This is a genomic window from Mycolicibacterium thermoresistibile, from assembly GCF_900187065.1.
GTDB lineage: Bacteria > Actinomycetota > Actinomycetes > Mycobacteriales > Mycobacteriaceae > Mycobacterium > Mycobacterium thermoresistibile.
Genome location: NZ_LT906483.1, coordinates 2,549,201 through 2,564,884, shown reverse-complemented (window position 1 = coordinate 2,564,884; position 15,684 = coordinate 2,549,201). Strand labels below are relative to the sequence as shown.

General features: G+C 68.4%; 18 protein-coding genes. 12 read left to right on the top strand and 6 right to left on the bottom strand.

The features are described from left to right. Positions 1-27: 27 nt before the first annotated feature. The 4 genes from CKW28_RS11980 (at position 28) to CKW28_RS23580 (ending at position 3,652) form a co-directional block, all read left to right on the top strand. Positions 28-1,050, top strand: coding sequence for a FecCD family ABC transporter permease (locus tag CKW28_RS11980; protein WP_003927623.1), 1,023 nt, complete (start codon positions 28-30; stop codon positions 1,048-1,050). Then, entirely contained in the window at positions 1,047-1,862 is an 816-nt protein-coding gene (locus CKW28_RS11975) for an ABC transporter ATP-binding protein (protein WP_003889342.1), read from the top strand. The genes CKW28_RS11980 and CKW28_RS11975 overlap by 4 nt, the downstream gene beginning before the upstream one ends. Positions 1,863-1,871: 9 nt before the next feature. Next, entirely contained in the window at positions 1,872-2,939 is a 1,068-nt protein-coding gene (locus tag CKW28_RS11970) for an ABC transporter substrate-binding protein (RefSeq protein WP_197700582.1), read from the top strand. Positions 2,940-3,190: 251 nt separating this feature from the next. Continuing rightward, positions 3,191-3,652, top strand: a complete 462-nt coding sequence (locus tag CKW28_RS23580) for a hypothetical protein (protein ID WP_003927621.1) — start codon at positions 3,191-3,193, stop codon at positions 3,650-3,652. Between the two features lie 510 nt (positions 3,653-4,162). Here CKW28_RS23580 and CKW28_RS11960 read toward each other — a convergent pair. Continuing rightward, positions 4,163-4,699 carry a hypothetical protein gene (locus tag CKW28_RS11960; RefSeq protein WP_003927620.1) on the bottom strand — a complete coding sequence of 179 codons (537 nt, stop codon included), beginning with the start codon at positions 4,697-4,699 and terminating at the stop codon, positions 4,163-4,165. A 144-nt stretch (positions 4,700-4,843) separates the two neighbouring features. Here CKW28_RS11960 and CKW28_RS11955 point away from each other — a divergent pair, with 144 nt between their 5' ends. Continuing rightward, positions 4,844-5,815 (top strand): hypothetical protein, encoded by a 972-nt coding sequence (locus tag CKW28_RS11955; RefSeq protein ID WP_003927619.1) that lies wholly within the window; start codon positions 4,844-4,846, stop codon positions 5,813-5,815. Between the two features lie 41 nt (positions 5,816-5,856). Here CKW28_RS11955 and CKW28_RS11950 read toward each other — a convergent pair whose 3' ends face one another. Beyond that, positions 5,857-6,723: a CBS domain-containing protein gene (locus CKW28_RS11950; RefSeq protein ID WP_234784901.1), complete on the bottom strand. Its 867-nt coding sequence runs from the start codon at positions 6,721-6,723 to the stop codon at positions 5,857-5,859. 181 nt (positions 6,724-6,904) lie between these two features. On the opposite strand from CKW28_RS11950, the gene CKW28_RS11945 reads away from it, so the two are divergent. The 4 genes from CKW28_RS11945 to CKW28_RS11925 all read left to right on the top strand — a co-directional run bounded on the left by CKW28_RS11945 (position 6,905) and on the right by CKW28_RS11925 (position 10,768). After that, positions 6,905-8,074 carry an MSMEG_1130 family ribosome hibernation factor gene (locus tag CKW28_RS11945; RefSeq protein WP_003927617.1) on the top strand — a complete coding sequence of 390 codons (1,170 nt, stop codon included), beginning with the start codon at positions 6,905-6,907 and terminating at the stop codon, positions 8,072-8,074. A 69-nt stretch (positions 8,075-8,143) separates the two neighbouring features. Next, the gene (locus tag CKW28_RS11940) at positions 8,144-8,536 is read left to right on the top strand and encodes a VOC family protein (protein ID WP_003927616.1); all 393 of its coding nucleotides are present in this window, start codon (positions 8,144-8,146) and stop codon (positions 8,534-8,536) included. A 144-nt stretch (positions 8,537-8,680) separates the two neighbouring features. Then, the gene (locus CKW28_RS11935) at positions 8,681-9,982 is read left to right on the top strand and encodes a TrpB-like pyridoxal phosphate-dependent enzyme (protein ID WP_003927615.1); all 1,302 of its coding nucleotides are present in this window, start codon (positions 8,681-8,683) and stop codon (positions 9,980-9,982) included. Between the two features lie 576 nt (positions 9,983-10,558). Beyond that, positions 10,559-10,768 carry a hypothetical protein gene (locus CKW28_RS11925; protein WP_003927613.1) on the top strand — a complete coding sequence of 70 codons (210 nt, stop codon included), beginning with the start codon at positions 10,559-10,561 and terminating at the stop codon, positions 10,766-10,768. Positions 10,769-10,830: 62 nt separating this feature from the next. On the opposite strand, the gene CKW28_RS11920 is transcribed toward CKW28_RS11925, so the two are convergent. Further along, positions 10,831-11,190 carry an Rv2640c family ArsR-like transcriptional regulator gene (locus tag CKW28_RS11920; protein ID WP_003927612.1) on the bottom strand — a complete coding sequence of 120 codons (360 nt, stop codon included), beginning with the start codon at positions 11,188-11,190 and terminating at the stop codon, positions 10,831-10,833. Positions 11,191-11,290: 100 nt separating this feature from the next. Here CKW28_RS11920 and CKW28_RS11915 point away from each other — a divergent pair, with 100 nt between their 5' ends. Then, positions 11,291-11,734 carry an ArsI/CadI family heavy metal resistance metalloenzyme gene (locus CKW28_RS11915; protein ID WP_040548336.1) on the top strand — a complete coding sequence of 148 codons (444 nt, stop codon included), beginning with the start codon at positions 11,291-11,293 and terminating at the stop codon, positions 11,732-11,734. A gap of 68 nt (positions 11,735-11,802) precedes the next feature. On the opposite strand, the gene CKW28_RS23860 is transcribed toward CKW28_RS11915, so the two are convergent. From CKW28_RS23860 to CKW28_RS11900, 3 genes are all read right to left on the bottom strand, one after another. Then, on the bottom strand, positions 11,803-11,961 hold the full coding sequence (locus tag CKW28_RS23860) for a hypothetical protein (protein ID WP_003927610.1): 159 nt from the start codon (positions 11,959-11,961) through the stop codon (positions 11,803-11,805). Between the two features lie 55 nt (positions 11,962-12,016). After that, a complete protein-coding gene (locus CKW28_RS11905) occupies positions 12,017-13,177 on the bottom strand; it encodes a serine hydrolase domain-containing protein (RefSeq protein WP_003927609.1) in 1,161 nt (386 codons plus the stop codon). Between the two features lie 415 nt (positions 13,178-13,592). Further along, positions 13,593-14,210: a class I SAM-dependent methyltransferase gene (locus tag CKW28_RS11900; RefSeq protein ID WP_040548219.1), complete on the bottom strand. Its 618-nt coding sequence runs from the start codon at positions 14,208-14,210 to the stop codon at positions 13,593-13,595. 46 nt (positions 14,211-14,256) lie between these two features. On the opposite strand from CKW28_RS11900, the gene CKW28_RS11895 reads away from it, so the two are divergent. Further along, the gene (locus CKW28_RS11895) at positions 14,257-14,835 is read left to right on the top strand and encodes a type II toxin-antitoxin system RelB family anti-toxin (RefSeq protein WP_003927607.1); all 579 of its coding nucleotides are present in this window, start codon (positions 14,257-14,259) and stop codon (positions 14,833-14,835) included. 152 nt (positions 14,836-14,987) lie between these two features. Beyond that, positions 14,988-15,680: a sensor domain-containing protein gene (locus CKW28_RS11890; RefSeq protein WP_040548217.1), complete on the top strand. Its 693-nt coding sequence runs from the start codon at positions 14,988-14,990 to the stop codon at positions 15,678-15,680. The last annotated feature ends 4 nt before the right edge of the window (positions 15,681-15,684 follow it).

Here is a 15,684-nt window from a genome sequence, read left to right as displayed (position 1 = left end):
GCAGCGTCGGTTCCCACTGCTCGGCGGATGTCGCCCGGAGTCCTGACCGGGGTGCTCGCGGTGCTCACCGTGGTGAGCATCATCGTGTCGATCGCTTTCGGGGCCGAGCACATTCCGCTGGGCGAGGTGTGGCGCACCGTGCTCGGACGGCTCACCGGCGCCGAGGTCGATGCGGGGTATGCCGTCATCATCTGGGAGTTGCGGTTACCGCGTTCGATCCTGGCGGCCGTCGTGGGCGCCGGTCTGGCCCTGGCCGGCGCGCTGATGCAGGCCCTCGTCCGGAACCCGCTCGCCGAGCCGTACCTGCTCGGGGTGTCCGCCGGTGCGGCGGTGGGCGCCACGGCCGTCATGACGCTGGGCGTGCTGTCCGGGTTCGGCGTGTGGGCGCTGTCGGGTGGGGCGCTGTTCGGCGCGATGGCGGCGACCCTCACCGTCTACACGGTGGCCCGCGCCCAGGGCGGACTCACCGCGCTGCGGTTGATCCTGTCCGGTGTGGTGCTGTCCTCGGCCTACATGGCGGTGTCCTCGCTGCTGGTGTTCACCGCCGGGGATCCGCATGCGGCCGAGAGCGTGATGTTCTGGCTGCTCGGCAGCGTCGCCGGGGCGACCTGGGCCAAAGTTCCGCTCGCCGCGGCCGTGGTGGCGATCGGTCTGGTCGGGGCGTTGCTGATCCATTCGTGGCTGGACGCGTACGCGGCCGGGTCCGACACCGCGGCATCGCTCGGGGTCCCGGTGCGGGCCCTGCGCAACGGGCTGTTCGCGATGCAGGGCGTGCTCGTCGGTGTGTTGGTGGCCGTGGCCGGCGGCATCGGTTTCATCGGGCTGATCGTGCCGCACGCAGCCAGGCTGATCGTCGGCGCGACGCACCGCGCCATGCTTCCGGTGACGGTGTGCGCGGGAGCGCTGTTTCTGGTGTGGGTGGATGTGGTCTCCCGGGAACTGGCCGCACCGCGGGAGATGCCGCTGGGCATCGTCACCGGTCTCATCGGCGCTCCGGTGTTCCTGTTCCTCATGGGGCGGCGCCGCTACGAGTTCGGAGGCGCCACATGATCGCCACGCTGACCAGCGCACCGCTCAGCGCACACGGTGTGGATTGTCGCCGGGGCGCCAGAACCATTGTGTCCGAAGTCGATCTGATGGTTCCCGCCGGCACCCGACTGGCCGTTGTGGGTCCGAACGGGGCCGGGAAGTCCACGCTGTTGCGGGTGCTGTCGGGTCTGGACACACCGGCTTCGGGCACCGTCCGGGTCGGTGATGAGGATCTGCACCGGATGTCGGCGCGGCGGCGGGCCAGAACCATCGCGGTGGTGGGGCAGGAGGAACAGCCGTCCGGCGAGCTGACCGTCGGGGAGGCGGTCGGCCTGGGGCGCATTCCCTACCGCACGCCGTGGTCGGGATCCGATCTGGCCGAACGCACCGTCGTGCGGGCGGCCCTGACCGTCGTCGGTCTGGGCAGTTGGGCCGACCGGCCCTGTTCGCGGCTGTCCGGTGGGGAACGCCACCGGGTGGTGCTGGCCAGGGCGTTGGCGCAGCAGACGCCGGTGCTGGTGCTGGATGAACCCACCAACCATCTCGATGCCGCATGGCAGCTGCGGCTGTTGCAGATCCTTCACGAGCTCGGCTGCACCGTGGTCGCCGCGATGCACGACCTCGACCTGGTGCTGCGGTATTTCGATGCGGTCGCGGTCGTCGCCGACGGCCGGGTGCTCGCTCACGGACCGCCGGCCGAGGTGTTGGAGCCCGAGTTGCTCCGACAGGTGTTCGACGTCGTCGGCGACGTCGTCCGCCACCCCACGACGGGGCGTGCGCATCTGCTGTTCTCCCACGCCGATTCGGTGTCGCGATCCGCGACGAAAATCTGACAGAGGAAGATGACTGTGGCACAGACTTCTCGGTTGTTGGCGGTGTTCGGGATCGCCGCGAGCCTGATGGCGGGATGCGGTTCGGATTCGGGGGCGGTTACCACCGATACCGTCACCGTCGACAACTGCGGAGAGCAGGTCACCTTCCCGCATCCGGTGGAGCGGCTGTTCGTCAACGACGGCGGCATGATCGCCATCACGCTGGCCGCCGGCGCCCGGGATTCGATGGTCGCCGTCAGCTCGATGGCCCGGGACGTCGACGTGCTGCGCCTCGAATACGGTTCGCAGGTCGACGATCTCAACGAGGTCGCACCGTCGCGTCCGACGCTGGAGAACATCGTCGGCGCCCAACCGCAGGTGCTGTTCGCCGGGTACAACTACGGGATGGGGGAGGAACGCGGCATCACCCCGGAGATTCTGGACCGGTACGGGATCGCGGTGTATCAGCTGTCCGAGGCGTGCCGGCAGATGCCGGGCCAGGCGGCTCGCGGCACCATGGATCCCTGGGTCGCGCTGGACACCGATCTACGCAACATCGGCATCATCACCGGCAACGCCGAACAGGGCGCCCGGGCCGCCGACGACATCGCCGAGCGACTCGAAAAGCTGCGCGCCGCACCGCAGCCCGAACGCAAGCCGACGGTCTTCCTGTTCGACAGCGGCACCGACACCATCTTCTCGTCCGGGATGTTCGGTGGGCCGCAGGGCATCATCGACGCCGCCGGCGCGCGCAATGCCACCGAGGACGTCCGCGACACCTGGACCACGGTGAGTTGGGAGCGCATCGCCACCGCGGACCCGGATCTCATCGTGTTCGTCGACTATCCGGGCCAGACCGTCGAGGAGAAGATCGCGGCGCTGCGCGCCAATCCGGCCAGCCGCAACCTCCGGGCGGTCCGGGAGAACCGGTTCATCAACCTGCCGTACGCGATGTGGGTGTCCAGCCCGCTGAACATCGACGCCGCCGAGATCCTGCGGTCGGTGCTGGAGAAGCACGGCCTGGCACCGGAATCCGGGATCACGCCGAGCCTCGACGTGACGCAGCTGGGGCTGGCGGGTAACGACTGGCTGGAGTAGCGCGGCTGAGAGCGGGGCGGAGGGTCGGAGGTGCGACGATCTCCACCCCGCTCACCAACGGTCGCCAGTCAGTCGTCCGGATCCCGCTTCGTGAGCGAATCATTGCCGGCTGCAGATGATTCCGGCGAGGATCGGCTGCTGTCGTGACCTCTGGAAACCGGGGTCGAGGGGCGCGATGTCCGGATCTGCGCGCGGACCGGCCGGGGACCGGATTCAGCCGTGGCGCTGCCGCCGGATCCGGGGTGCGGAGTGTGGTGGTCACCGCCCTGATCGTGGTCGTGACCAGGGAGGTCGGGCTCTTCGGTGTCCAAGTCGTCGGAGCCGCCGGGCGTGTCATGGTCCGAACCCGCGCCGTCGCCATGGTGGTCGTGATCGTCATGGTCACCGTGATCACCGTGATCACCATGGTCGTGATCGCCGCCGTGCCCTCCGCGGTCCCCGTGATCGGAGTGGTCGCCATGGTCGGTGTGGTCGTCATGGTCGCTGCCACCGCCGTGTCCTCCGTGGCTGCCGTGTCCTCCGTGACTGCCGTGTCCGCCGTGGCCGCCGTGCCCCCCGTGGCCGTCGTGTTCAGCGTGGGTGCCGTGCCCGCCGTGGCCCCCGTGCCCCTCATGGCCGCCGTGTTCAGCGTGGGCGCCGTGCCCGCCATGGCCGTGACCGCCGTGCCCCGCAGCCATCATCGCGTGGTCCCCGTGGGCATGAGCACCGTGTGAGCCGCCGTGACCATCGTGGCCCCCGGCGGAATGCTCGTGGTGGGAACCATGCCGGTGGTGACCGTCGCCGCCGTGGTGGTGGTGTGACAGGTGGTCGGCGTGATGCCTGTGGCCGTGGGTTTCATGGCCCCCGTGGACGTGGCCGGCGTGCCCCGACCCGTGGCGGTGGGAGTCGTCCCGCCCGGCGGCGGTTGGGTGGTCGGCGGTGTGCGTTGCGGTCACACCGTCGTCTGGCGGGTCATAGAACGTCCACGTTCCCAGCGCCGTCGTCGAGGCGATGGTGAGTCCGAGCACTGACCCGGCGATCTTCTTGGAAACGAACATCGACCTTCCTCGTGGCGTCGCCGGCTGGAGGCGACGCGAAACTCGTCGGTGGCATGGCGGTGCCACACCGATGGACTGTGGTCAGATCCCCCGCCCCGGGAAACCACGGGGAACAGGGTGAGAAACCTCCGGGTGTCGCACCGCTCGCAGTCGCGGTTCGACACACCGAATTTCAGGGGGAGCGCGCTACGCGCAGGCGAAGGCCGGGGGTGCGCGCATCCCGCACGGGGTGAGCACGAAGCGGCGCACCGCGACAGACTCGGTAGGCCGGGACGGTGCGACGGCCGGCGGATGGCTGCTGTCGACGAAGAACAACCGCAGCCAGGACAGCGCCGATACACACACCGCGTAGAGGTGCTCGACCAGGCTGATCAACAACGCGCACACCGGTGCGGCGAGGCCGTGGGCGACCAGCATCTCCGGTGAGAAAGCCGTCGGGCAATGCAGACCGGAACCGTCGGCGACGACCAGAGCGAAGTGGCCCCCGGCCTGACCGGCGATCAGCGCGCCGCTGACTCTCAGGATGTGATGTGAGGGTCGCCCGGCGAACACCCCGCTCGATAGCGCGCCGATGACCGCGCACGTCAACGCGAACAGCAGCAGCGCCCCGCCACCGGGCAGATGGCCGCCGGCGATGCCGTGCGCCGCCGCGGACAAGACGGCTGAACACAAACCGACCAGGGCGCCGCGCAGCCTGCCTGCACCGATGGTCGGATAGCTCACGGCCGGATTTTACAACGGCTCCTACTACCACTCGTAGTACGGGAGTGGCCGCGGGCGGAGTTCACGGCGCCTGCTCGGCCGCATCGACCGGTGTTGTCGGTGCCGCGTGCTTTCATGACCGCAACGTCGAACGGGAGGAATTTCATGACGGACGGGGCGGTGCGGATCGCCGGGGATCAGTTGACGCTCGGCGCGGTGCGAGTGACATTCCAGCGGACGCTGAGGATTCCCGAGACCGGGTTGCATCCGCTTCCGCCCGGGCTGGGCCGTTTCCCGCTGCGCAGAGTGGCCGATTATCCGGACACCGCACCGGCGGACTGGTTGGCCCGCGGCGGTGTCATGCTGCCGATCTATCAGCGCGAAGCCATGTGGCTGTCGTTCTCCGCCGAGGAACCTGCTGCCCTGCAGGTCGGGGTCGGCAAGGTCTGCGCCGTCAGCGGCCTGCCCTGGATCGACCGACTCGTCGGGGACCCGCAGAACTACGTCGTGCTGCCCGACCAGCCGTGGCTGGACGGCATCAACGCCGGGGACGGGTTCATCCGTCAGTTCGTCGCCGCGCCGCTCGGTTCCGGCGCCACCGTCGAAGGTCAGGTCACCGGGCAGGAAACCCATGGCGGAGTGCAACTCCGGGCCGTGGGGTTGACGCAGCGGGCGCTGCGGGAGTGGCGGGATGCCCTCGCGTGCGAGGTGCTCGCCTGCCCGGACATCTACGCCGGGCCACCCGCGACCGGCGGTGCCGATATGGGTCTGGGTGCCGGCGGGCGGATGCGCCAGGAGGTCTATGCCGATGACCGGCCGCTGTCCGATTACGACGAGCACAGTGCGCGGCGGGTGTTCGTCCACTTGTGCTCGGCCGCACAGTGGACCGCCATCACCGGGGAAGCGCCGCCGCCGACGCCGGTCGACCGGGAGGCCTATGTGGAGGCGGGTCTGCCGTGGTTCGACTATTACGACGCCGACGCTGACGATCTCGCGGCTCCGGACGCGCTGGCGACGGTGAAGACCGTCGGCGATGTGCTGGGCCTCGAGGAGGAGCCGTTCACGCCGGTCGAGCCGACATCGGTGATCACCCTGGGCGGTTCCGGGTCAGATGTGGTCACCGACGGCCAGTGGTGACACCGCCCGGTCGTCGGGACGTCGCCGGGCCGGTCGCGCTGTCACGAACCCGCAGCGGGAGCGGCGAGAACGTCCTGCAGCTCTTTCGGCAGTTGGCGGCGCACTTCGTCGGCCTCACCCGGGCTGATGCTGTCCAGCACGGTGTTGGCGACCGACGCGAGCACGGACGTCGCCCGGGACTGGTCCACCCCCAACCGCGCGACCAGGTCGCCTTCGATCGACTCCCGGGTGACGGACCGATCCGGCCCCGGCGGCAACGTCTGCAGGTGCGGCTTCAACAGCGACGGCAGCTGCGAGATGAAGTCCTTCGCCTCGCCCGGCGTGAGCCGCCGGACCAGCGCGCCGACGACGATGTCGAGTGCCGCGCGGGCCTGATCGGCATCCTCCAATCCGGCGTCTTCCTGGACCTGTTTGACCAGGCGGTTCAATGTGGCCTCGGCGCGCACCAGGCGGCGCCGACGCGCCGGTGAACGGTCGCTGTCGGCGGGACCGCCCTCACCGATCTGCGCTTCGACGATCGCGGCGAGCTCCTCGAGCGGCGCGGCCTCGTCGAGGATCAGATCGTCGAGCGTCACCATGCCGACGACCCGGTCATGCTCCACCAGGGGGATGCGACGGATGTTGCGTTCGCGCATCAGCCGGATCGCGTCGTCGGTGCTGTCCCGTGGGGTGAGGGTGATCGGCGACTCCGTCATCACCTCGGCGATCTTGGTCGTGTTCGGGTCGAGCCCGCGGCCCAACGCCCGAACGGCGAGATCTCTGTCAGTCACAATGCCGACCAGCCGGCCGCCCTTCTGGATGACCACGGCGCCGATCCGGTTCTCCTCGATGGCGCGCGCTGCCTCCAGAATGGGATCGTTGGGGTTGAGCACCACCAGCCGAGGTCGGCGATACCAACGCAGAGCCATACTCCAGGCTATGCACCGAGAGGGGGAATTCTCAAGAGCTTTCGGTTCGTTGGCAAATTCCCCGTCGGCACGGCAACGCCCGGCATACCGTAGGACGTGTCGGCGTTGTGCACGTCGACAGTCGATGAAGACAGCCGACTACAGCGGTTGACGGTGGATGACACGGAGCAGGGGGTGGGTCGTGGTAGCCCTCGAGCGGCTCGACGCGGACAGTTTGCGGGACCTTTCCCGGCGGACAGACAAGATCGGTGTGTTGTCGGTGTATGTGGACGCCGACCCCAAGCCCGACCCCAACCTGAGCGGGGTGGCCACCGACCTGAAGAACAGGTTCCGTGAACTGCAGCGCCGGATGGCCGAGGACAAATCGGAACGCGGCCGTGACGTGACGGCCGCGCTGGAACGGGTGTGGACGCAGATCGAGTGGATGACCAGCCCCATGTTCCCGGGCCGCGGCCGGGTCGCCTTCTTCGGGCTGGGAGACGGCTGGACCGAACGCCACGAGATCGCGATGCCGGTGGCCAACCGGTTGGTCCTGGACGACGGCCCGTTCATCCACCCACTGCTCGAGGCACTCGATGAAGGCCGGCCGGCCGGTGTCATCATCCTCGCCACCCAGGAGGCGCGGCTGCTCGAATGGCGGGTCGGGACCCTGCAGACCGTGAGCGTCATGGAGCAGCCCTATGTCGAGGCGCCGCACGAACGCGCCGGACAGATCGGCGGCGGACCACCCGGACAGTTCAACGCCCCGGTCCGGGAGCAGCGTCAGGCCCGCGAGCGGGTGCTGACCGAACGTTTCGTCGAGGAGATCATCGGGGTGGCCACCGAGCTGGCCGGGCAGCGTGGGTGGGAACGGATTCTGCTCAGTGGCGGGCCGCGGTGGACCGAATCGGCGGTCGCGAAGTTCCCGCCGCCGTTGCGCGACAACGTGTTCGGTGACACCCGGGTGCTCAGCGGCCTCGACGACGCCGAGCTGGCCGCCACCGTCACCGAGTGGGCGCACGAACAGCACCGGGAGCGGGAGAAGCAGCTCGTCGACCGGATCCGCGAGGCGACCGGTCATCGCCGCAGCGCCCTGGGCCTGTCCGAGGTGGCCGGTGCGTTGAACGCCGGCAGGGTCGCCCACCTGGTGTATGACCCGGAGGTCCGGTACGTGGGCTCGGTCGGTGCGGACGGATCGCTGTACGCCGGCGATGAGGTCGGACCGACCGGAGAGGCCTCGAAGGATCCGCGCTTCACCGAGCGGCTGATCGAACGGGCGCTGGAAACCCGGGCCACGGTCAGCCCCGTGGAAGGGGCGGCCAAGGGTGAACTTCGCGACGCCGAGGGTGTGGCCGCGCTGCTGCGCTGGTGAGCGGTTGACCTCGGCAACCCGTCGGGACGTCGTTGTCGTTCGGCCGTCGCGGTGGTTGACTGGACCCGCATGGCCATCACGTTCAACCACACCATCGTCGCCGCCTACGACCGGGCGGAGTCGGCGTACTTCCTCACCGACCTGTTCGGACTGCCGGCGCCGCGGGAGTTCGGTCATTTCCTGGCCGTGGAACTCAACCACGGCGTCACCCTGGACTACGCCCAGGTCCCCGACGGCGACGACATCCGCCCGCAGCATTACGCGTTCCTGGTGTCCGAAGACGAGTTCGACGCGATCTACGGGCGCATCCGCGAACAAGGTATCCGGCACTGGGCCGATCCCCGCCGCATGCGCGAAGGCGAGATCAACCACAACGACGGCGGCTGCGGCGTGTACTTCCAGGACCCCGCCGGGCACTACCTGGAGATCATCACGCGTCCGTACGGTTCGGGACCGGCCTGACAGCACCCGGGGGCAAGACTCCCTTATCGTCACAGTGACGACATAGCGCACGGAAACCGGGGCTGTGCGAGGGGAGGGGCGGACACGGCGGGCCGGATGCGGGTACGGTCCGGGTGATAAGACCGGAGGATTACAGTATCCGGCATGACTCAGCAGGCTGACGCCACCCATCCGGATCTGGTCACCGTCGGGGTGCCGACACACTGGTACAACCTGGCGGCCGAACTCGATGAGCCGATCCCGCCGCACCTGCATCCCGCCACCAGGGAACCGGTCGGACCGGACGACCTCGCGCCGCTGTTCGCCAGCGGGCTGATCGCGCAGGAGGTGTCCACCGAGACCTACATCGCGATCCCGGAACCGGTGCGGGAGATCTACGCGATGTGGCGGCCGTCGCCGTTGATCCGGGCCCGTCGCTTCGAGCAGGCGCTGAACACCGGGGCGCGGATCTACGTCAAGTACGAGGGCGTCAGCCCGGTGGGCAGCCACAAGACCAACTCGGCGGTGGCGCAGGCCTACTACAACAGCATCGACGGTGTCCGGAAGCTGACCACGGAGACAGGAGCCGGGCAGTGGGGTAGCGCGCTGGCATTCGCCGGGGCCCAGTTCGGCCTCGACATCGAGGTGTGGCAGGTCCGCGCGTCCTATGACTCCAAGCCGTACCGGGGTCACCTGATCCGTACCTACGGCGGCACGGTGCATCCGAGCCCGTCGGATCTCACCGAGGCCGGGCGGGCCATCCTCGCCTCCGATCCGAACACCACCGGCAGCCTCGGCATGGCGGTGAGCGAGGCGGTCGAGGTCGCCGCGTCCGAGCCGGACACCCGCTACGCGCTCGGCAGCGTGTTGAACCACGTAGTGCTGCACCAGAGCGTCATCGGTCAGGAGGCCGTCGATCAGCTCGCGCTGGTGGAACCCGGCGGTGCCGATGCCGTCTTCGGTTGTGCCGGCGGCGGTTCGAACCTCGCCGGGCTGGCGTTTCCGTTCCTGCGGGAGAAGATCCACGGCCGCTCGAATCCGCGGGTGGTGGCCGCCGAACCGGCGGCGTGCCCGTCGATCACCCAGGGTGAGTACCGCTACGACCACGGTGATGTGGCCGGTCTGACCCCGCTGCTCAAAATGCACACCCTCGGCATGGATTTCGTTCCCGACCCGATCCACGCCGGCGGGCTGCGCTACCACGGGATGGCGCCCGCGCTCAGCCATACCGTTGAACTCGGTTTGGTTGAGGCCGTTGCTATTTCGCAACATGATGCGTTCGCCGCAGGTGTGCAGTTCGCCCGGTCCCAGGGAATCGTGCCCGCGCCGGAATCGACGCATGCCATCGCGGCGGCCGCAGCGCAGGTCGCCGACGACCCGCGCGAGCAGGTCGTCGTCATCGGACTGTCCGGGCACGGTCAGCTCGATCTGCCGGCGTACGCGGAGTACCTCGACGGCAAGTTCTGAATCGGGCCGGGTTCTGAATCGGGCTGGGCGTCATGAGCGGCGACTTCGACAGGAAAGCAACAGAATTCGCCATCCCGACAGTCGCCATGGTTTCGTCACTGTGACGAATTACCGACGGTGCGGACGGGGGTTGCGGGGAAGCTCAGTCGGTCCCGACCGTGCGCCGTGAGTACCGGCGCTTCAGGCCGAGGCGGCGCTTGACGGCAACCGGGTCCTTGACGGCCCGGCCGTAACCGCGGCGCTTGTGCGGCTTGCACATGGCGCACCCGCGCCATGATCGCGATGGATGGTGGTTGGGCATCGTCGACGCTCCGGGGTGACTCCGCGCTCGATGGCGAAGATAGGGATGCTACGCGACCGACGCGGATCCGCCAAGGGATCGAGGGATTCGACCCAATCTGTGTCGGCCTACCATAAACGCCGATAAGCCACATTATGTCAAGTAAGCGGGCCAAGTAAGCGGGGCGGGATTCCGCATCGCACGGATCTCCACACCACCCCCGGACGACGGGGCCTCCTCCCGCCGGCGCGCTGTCCCGCGGCGAGGTGCTCCTGGTCGCGCCGTAGGCTCACGGCATGCACAACGTGACTCTGGCCAGTGCCGCGGCAACGGCGACGCTGACGGTGGGTCTGGCGGCGTATTCGGCATTGATCCTCGCCGGTATCGCGGTGGCGATCGCCGCCGCCCGCCGGCACCGTCGACAGTTGGCGATCGCCGCCGCGGTGATGGTCGGCGTGCTGACCCTGGGCGGACTGGTCATGGCGATCGTCAGCAGCGTCGGGTGAATCGTCACCGCGTCGGTCGCTCTGCCCTGTCGCAGTCGCACCGAGTCCGGCGATCCGACGCTCTACCGGCAGCAGTTCGGGTCGAGCACCGCACGCAGCGCCTGCAGTGCCTCCGGCTTCACCCGGTGAAAGACGTTGATCCCGCGCCGATCGGAGACCACCATGCCGGCCTTCCGGAGTTGGCCGATGTGGTGGCTGACGGTGGACTCGGCCAGGTCGAGCGTCGCCGCCAGATCCCCGCTGGTCGCCTCCCCCGAGCGCGAACTGAACAACAGCGACATGATCTTCACCCGTGCCGGGTCGGCCAGTGCCTTGAGCCGCATCGCCACTTCCAGGGCGTCGGCGTCGCTCAGCGGGCCCGCGGCCACCGGGGCGCAGCACACCGGGTCGGACATGTCGATCACGGGCAGTGCTTTGGGCATGAATACACAATGCCATAAGTCTTGACATATATCGAAAAGGTGGGATTCTGGACGCGGGGATCAATTCGATATATGTCTCATCCCAGTGGGGAGTCTGATCATGTCGCGCATCCAGTTGGCGCTCAACGTCGACGCTCTCGACACGGCCATCACGTTCTACAGCAAGCTCTTCGGTGTCCCCCCGGCGAAGGTGAAGCCCGGCTACGCCAACTTCGCCATCGCCGAGCCGCCGCTGAAGCTGGTGCTGCTGGAGAACCCCGGCAAGGGCGGCACCATCAACCATCTCGGCATCGAGGTCGACTCCAGCGACAAGGTGCACACCGAGATCGCCCGGCTCGCCGGCGAAGGTCTGTTCACCGAGGAGGAGCTCGGGACCACCTGTTGCTTCGCCACCCAGGACAAGGTGTGGGTGACCGGCCCAGCCGGGGAGAAGTGGGAGGTCTACACCGTGCTCGCCGACTCCGAGACCTTCGGCGCCGGTCCTCGAACCCGCGCCGAGACCGAGGCCGGCGACCCGGGCGTCTGCTGCGGTGGAACAGCCTGAGCAGGCATTGCGCGGCTGGTTTCAGTGGGGCGGCAGGCAGCCGGAACATCGCTGACAGGACCGGCGGGCTACCGTCGCTCGTCGTCTTCCTCCTCGCGGCGGCGGCGTGCCGCCTCGATCACCTCAGGCGGTGCCGGACGCCGCAGCCAGGCCCGCATCCGCAGCAGCCCGGCGGCGACCAGACAGACGGCGAATACCGCAACGATGATCCAGAGTGCGGTGGACATGCCGCGATTGTCCTCCACTCACCGCAGCGATGAGGCGATTCGCGCCGAAGGAATCTCAGGCGGCCGGTTCGTCGAGCATCTGCGGCGGTTGCGGCCCGAGTTCGTAGATGTGCTCCGGGGTGACCATTTCCGTCACGACGTAGGCGATCTGACCGGCCGAATGCGGCTCGGGCACATCGGAGTTGACAAACACGACCAGGGTCGCGTCGCGCTCGGGCAGGTACACCACGACCGTCGCGTAGCCCGGGATGTCACCGTTGTGCCCCAGCCAGCCCTGGGCGTTGAAGATCGCGAACGAGTAGTCGACACCCGGGACCACCGACGATCCGCCGTGGATCCGCTCGGCGTGCGTGTCCGGCCGCAGCAGCGCCCCGCTGCCCAGCGCCCTCGCCCACGTGCGCATGTCGTGCACGTTCGACACGATCTTGCCCGCGGCGTCCGCCCACGCCGGGTTCCACAGCGTGGTGTCCACGATCGCACCGTCCGGCCCCTGGTTGTACCCGTGCGTATACGGCGCGGGTAGCCGGCCGTCGGCCGGATAACTGGTCTGCGTAAGCCCCACCGGGCCGAAGATGTTGTCCTGCAGATACCGCGCCAGGGGTACGCCCGACACCCTCTCCACCACCATGCCGAGCAGCACGGTGTTGGTGTTGGAGTACTCGAACTCACTTCCGGGTGCGAAGTTCAACGGTCGCGCGAACGCGGACTCGACCAGTTCCCGCGGCGTCACGGCGAACGCATCCGGACCCGACGGTGACTCGCGGTACAACCGTTCGACGAACTCGTCGGTCTCGGTGTAGTCGGCCAGGCCGCTGCGCATCCGAGCCAGCATGTCGAGCGTGATCACATCACCGGACGGGACCCCTTCGACATACCGGGAAATCGGATCGCTCAACCGGATTCGGCCTTGATCGGCCAGCTGCAGGATCGCGGTTCCGATGAAGGTCTTGGTGACGCTTCCGATGCGGTGATGGTTGTCCACCAGCATGGGCGTGCCCGTCGCGGTGTCACCTACCCCGAAGGCCCTGGTGTACTCGATCTTGCCGGGAATCGACAGGCTCACGATCGCGCCGGGAACACCCATCTGGTCCAGTCGCAGCTCGATCGCCCGGTCCAGCGCCGCAGCCAGGTCGGGCGGCTGCCCGGCCGCGGACGGGCCGGCGGAGACAGCGAACACCGCGAGCAGCAGCGCGGCGAGAGTCCGTACGGCCCGCATGATGCAACCTCCGTCGTCGCCAAGCACTGCCGGCGCCCACCCCGGCCGTGCTCACGTCGGGCCGAGCATATCCCGCAAATCCGGTGGAAGTCGTCGCAACACCCGATGGCCGATACCGTGCGGGTGACGCAACCGGGATACGACGCGGTCCGGCTGACGGCGCCGTGGTCGTCGCGCGCTTCAGCCTCATCTGCGTCCCGCCGGACCACATCGATGGTGTTCTGAGGCCGGCAACCGAAATTGGTGTCCGACCCACCCTCGGCGAGGCACTAACGTCATTGCTGACGCACCGACTGACCTTGTGACTGTGGAGAGCGCTCGTGGAGGCTGATCCGGTCAGCCGAGGTGAGCCGCAAGGTCAGCGGTGCGGCCACTCGTTCCCGTGACTTCGCACCGGCGACATCTCACCGACATCTCACCGGCGGCGCAGCATGATCACATTGTCGATCAACGTGCCCTGCTGCCCGTCCGGGCCGACAGCATCCCGTTTCACCGGCTCGGCCCGCAGCAGCTCCCACTGGCCCTCGGGAAGCTGCAGCGACTCCACCACCTCCTGGGCCGACGGGAACTCGAACTCGTGGACATGATCGGGAGCCCACGGCGGCGGTGCGCCGTGATCCACGATCAGCAGCAGCCCACCCGGAACCACCGCCTCGGCGGCCCGCCGCAGAATCCGCACCCGGTCCAGCTCCACCTCGGAGTGCAGAAAATGCGCCGACACCAGCTCGAACTGTCCGTCCGGAAAGGTGGCCGGTAGTTCGTGCCGCTGAAAGTCGATGGTCAGGCCACGTGAGGCCGCCTCGGCCGCCGCGCGGTCCAGCGCCGTCTGCGAGATGTCCACCGCGGTGACCTGCCAGCCTCGCTCGGCCAGCCACATCGCGTCGGCGCCCTCACCGCAACCGACGTCCAACGCTCGTCCCGGCGGCAGCTCCCCCGCCACTTCCGCGAGCCGCGCGTTGACCCGCCCGCTCCACATCCGATCCTTCTCCGCGTACCGGCTTTCCCAATGCTGCCGTGCTTCTGACATCGTCATGCGCCCAGCTTGCCCACCGACCCGCAGGATGCCAAGCTTATTTGCCATGGAGGCAAATCAGCGGGAGGGCCGGATCGAGGACCGGATCCGGCAACGCCTGCGGGAACTGCGCAAACAGCGCGGATTGACCCTCGAGGACGTCGCCACCCGCGCCCAGATCGACGTGTCCACGTTGAGCCGGCTCGAGTCCGGCAAGCGCAGGCTCGCCATCGATCACCTGCCCCGCCTCGCCGCAGCCCTGTCGGTCAGCACCGATGACCTGCTGCGCGCGCCGGACACCGAGGATCCGCGGGTCCGCGGCAGCGCCCACACCAGCCACGGCGTCACCTACTGGCCGCTCACCCGGCAGGGCCCGGCCGGCGGTTTGCACGCGTTCAAGATCCGGATCAGCGCGCGCCGCCGCACTCCCCCGGCCGGACTGCCGGTGCACGAGGGCCACGATTGGGTCTACGTGCTCTCCGGGCACATGCGGCTCATCCTGGACTCCCGCGACTTCGTCATCAAACCCGGTGAGGCCGTGGAGTTCTCGACCTGGACGCCGCACTGGTTCGGCGCGGTCGACGGCCCGGTGGAGGCGATCATGATTCTCGGTCCGCACGGAGAACGGCTGCATCTGCACGAGTGAACGAAAATCGTCATCAAGAAGGACCGCCATTGTTATGACGAAATGACCCCCCCCTCTCCTTTCCGGGCCGGAAATTCTGAAGCACAATTCAGGTTGTGCGCCCATTCGAGGGGACCTGCCGGGCGCACACGGACTGGACTGGGGAGGGACGTATGCGGCAGTCTTTGGCAGCCGTTGCCGTCGCAGTCATGGGTGTTCTCGTCGCGGGCTGTGGAAGCACAGGTCACGCCGAGTCGACGACCGCGCCGAGCACGACGAAAACCCTGATTCCACGGCCACTGGTCGAGCGTGAACTGCCCGGGCTGCTGCTCAGCCCCGAGCAGGTCAACGCCGCGATGGGCACCACCGACATGGCGATCATCTCCAGTCAGACCTCGCTGAGCGATCACAGCAACACGATGGCGCCGCCGGAGTGCCTCGCCCTCGACGGCGCAGGTGAGGCCGACGTCTACGCCGACAGCGGATACCGGGCGGCCCGCGATCACAGCCTCAACAACGGCGACAACTTCACCCACTACGCCAAACAGGCCGTGGTGTTGTTCCCGCTGGCCGAGACGGCGCGCGCGTTCTTCGAGGCGTCCGCCGAGCAGTGGCCGGCCTGCCACGAGTACCGCCACACCCAGAGCGGCACCAAGTGGTACGTCGCCGAGCTCACCAGGGACGGCGACATCCTGAAAGCCATCACGGTCCAACGTGACGCCGGACATCCCGGTTGGGGATGCGGGCGTGCGCTGGTCCTGCGCAACAACATCATCGGCGACGTCAACACGTGCAGCGCCGATCCGGGCGACTCGGCGGTGCGGATCGCCCAGCAGATCGGCGAGAACGTCGACGCGGTGTGGTGAGAGG

Bases quoted from the DNA above. Each gene is read 5' to 3' on its own strand.
- CKW28_RS11980 (WP_003927623.1), top strand. From the start codon at position 28: ATGTCGCCCGGAGTCCTGACCGGGGTGCTCGCGGTGCTCACCGTGGTG.
- CKW28_RS11975 (WP_003889342.1), top strand. From the start codon at position 1,047: ATGATCGCCACGCTGACCAGCGCACCGCTCAGCGCACACGGTGTGGAT.
- CKW28_RS11970 (WP_197700582.1), top strand. From the start codon at position 1,872: ATGACTGTGGCACAGACTTCTCGGTTGTTGGCGGTGTTCGGGATCGCC.
- CKW28_RS11955 (WP_003927619.1), top strand. From the start codon at position 4,844: ATGACGGACGGGGCGGTGCGGATCGCCGGGGATCAGTTGACGCTCGGC.
- CKW28_RS11950 (WP_234784901.1), bottom strand. From the start codon at position 6,723: ATGGCTCTGCGTTGGTATCGCCGACCTCGGCTGGTGGTGCTCAACCCC.
- CKW28_RS11940 (WP_003927616.1), top strand. From the start codon at position 8,144: ATGGCCATCACGTTCAACCACACCATCGTCGCCGCCTACGACCGGGCG.
- CKW28_RS11935 (WP_003927615.1), top strand. From the start codon at position 8,681: ATGACTCAGCAGGCTGACGCCACCCATCCGGATCTGGTCACCGTCGGG.
- CKW28_RS11925 (WP_003927613.1), top strand. From the start codon at position 10,559: ATGCACAACGTGACTCTGGCCAGTGCCGCGGCAACGGCGACGCTGACG.
- CKW28_RS11920 (WP_003927612.1), bottom strand. From the start codon at position 11,190: ATGCCCAAAGCACTGCCCGTGATCGACATGTCCGACCCGGTGTGCTGC.
- CKW28_RS11915 (WP_040548336.1), top strand. From the start codon at position 11,291: ATGTCGCGCATCCAGTTGGCGCTCAACGTCGACGCTCTCGACACGGCC.
- CKW28_RS23860 (WP_003927610.1), bottom strand. From the start codon at position 11,961: ATGTCCACCGCACTCTGGATCATCGTTGCGGTATTCGCCGTCTGTCTG.
- CKW28_RS11905 (WP_003927609.1), bottom strand. From the start codon at position 13,177: ATGCGGGCCGTACGGACTCTCGCCGCGCTGCTGCTCGCGGTGTTCGCT.
- CKW28_RS11900 (WP_040548219.1), bottom strand. From the start codon at position 14,210: ATGACGATGTCAGAAGCACGGCAGCATTGGGAAAGCCGGTACGCGGAG.
- CKW28_RS11895 (WP_003927607.1), top strand. From the start codon at position 14,257: ATGGAGGCAAATCAGCGGGAGGGCCGGATCGAGGACCGGATCCGGCAA.
- CKW28_RS11890 (WP_040548217.1), top strand. From the start codon at position 14,988: ATGCGGCAGTCTTTGGCAGCCGTTGCCGTCGCAGTCATGGGTGTTCTC.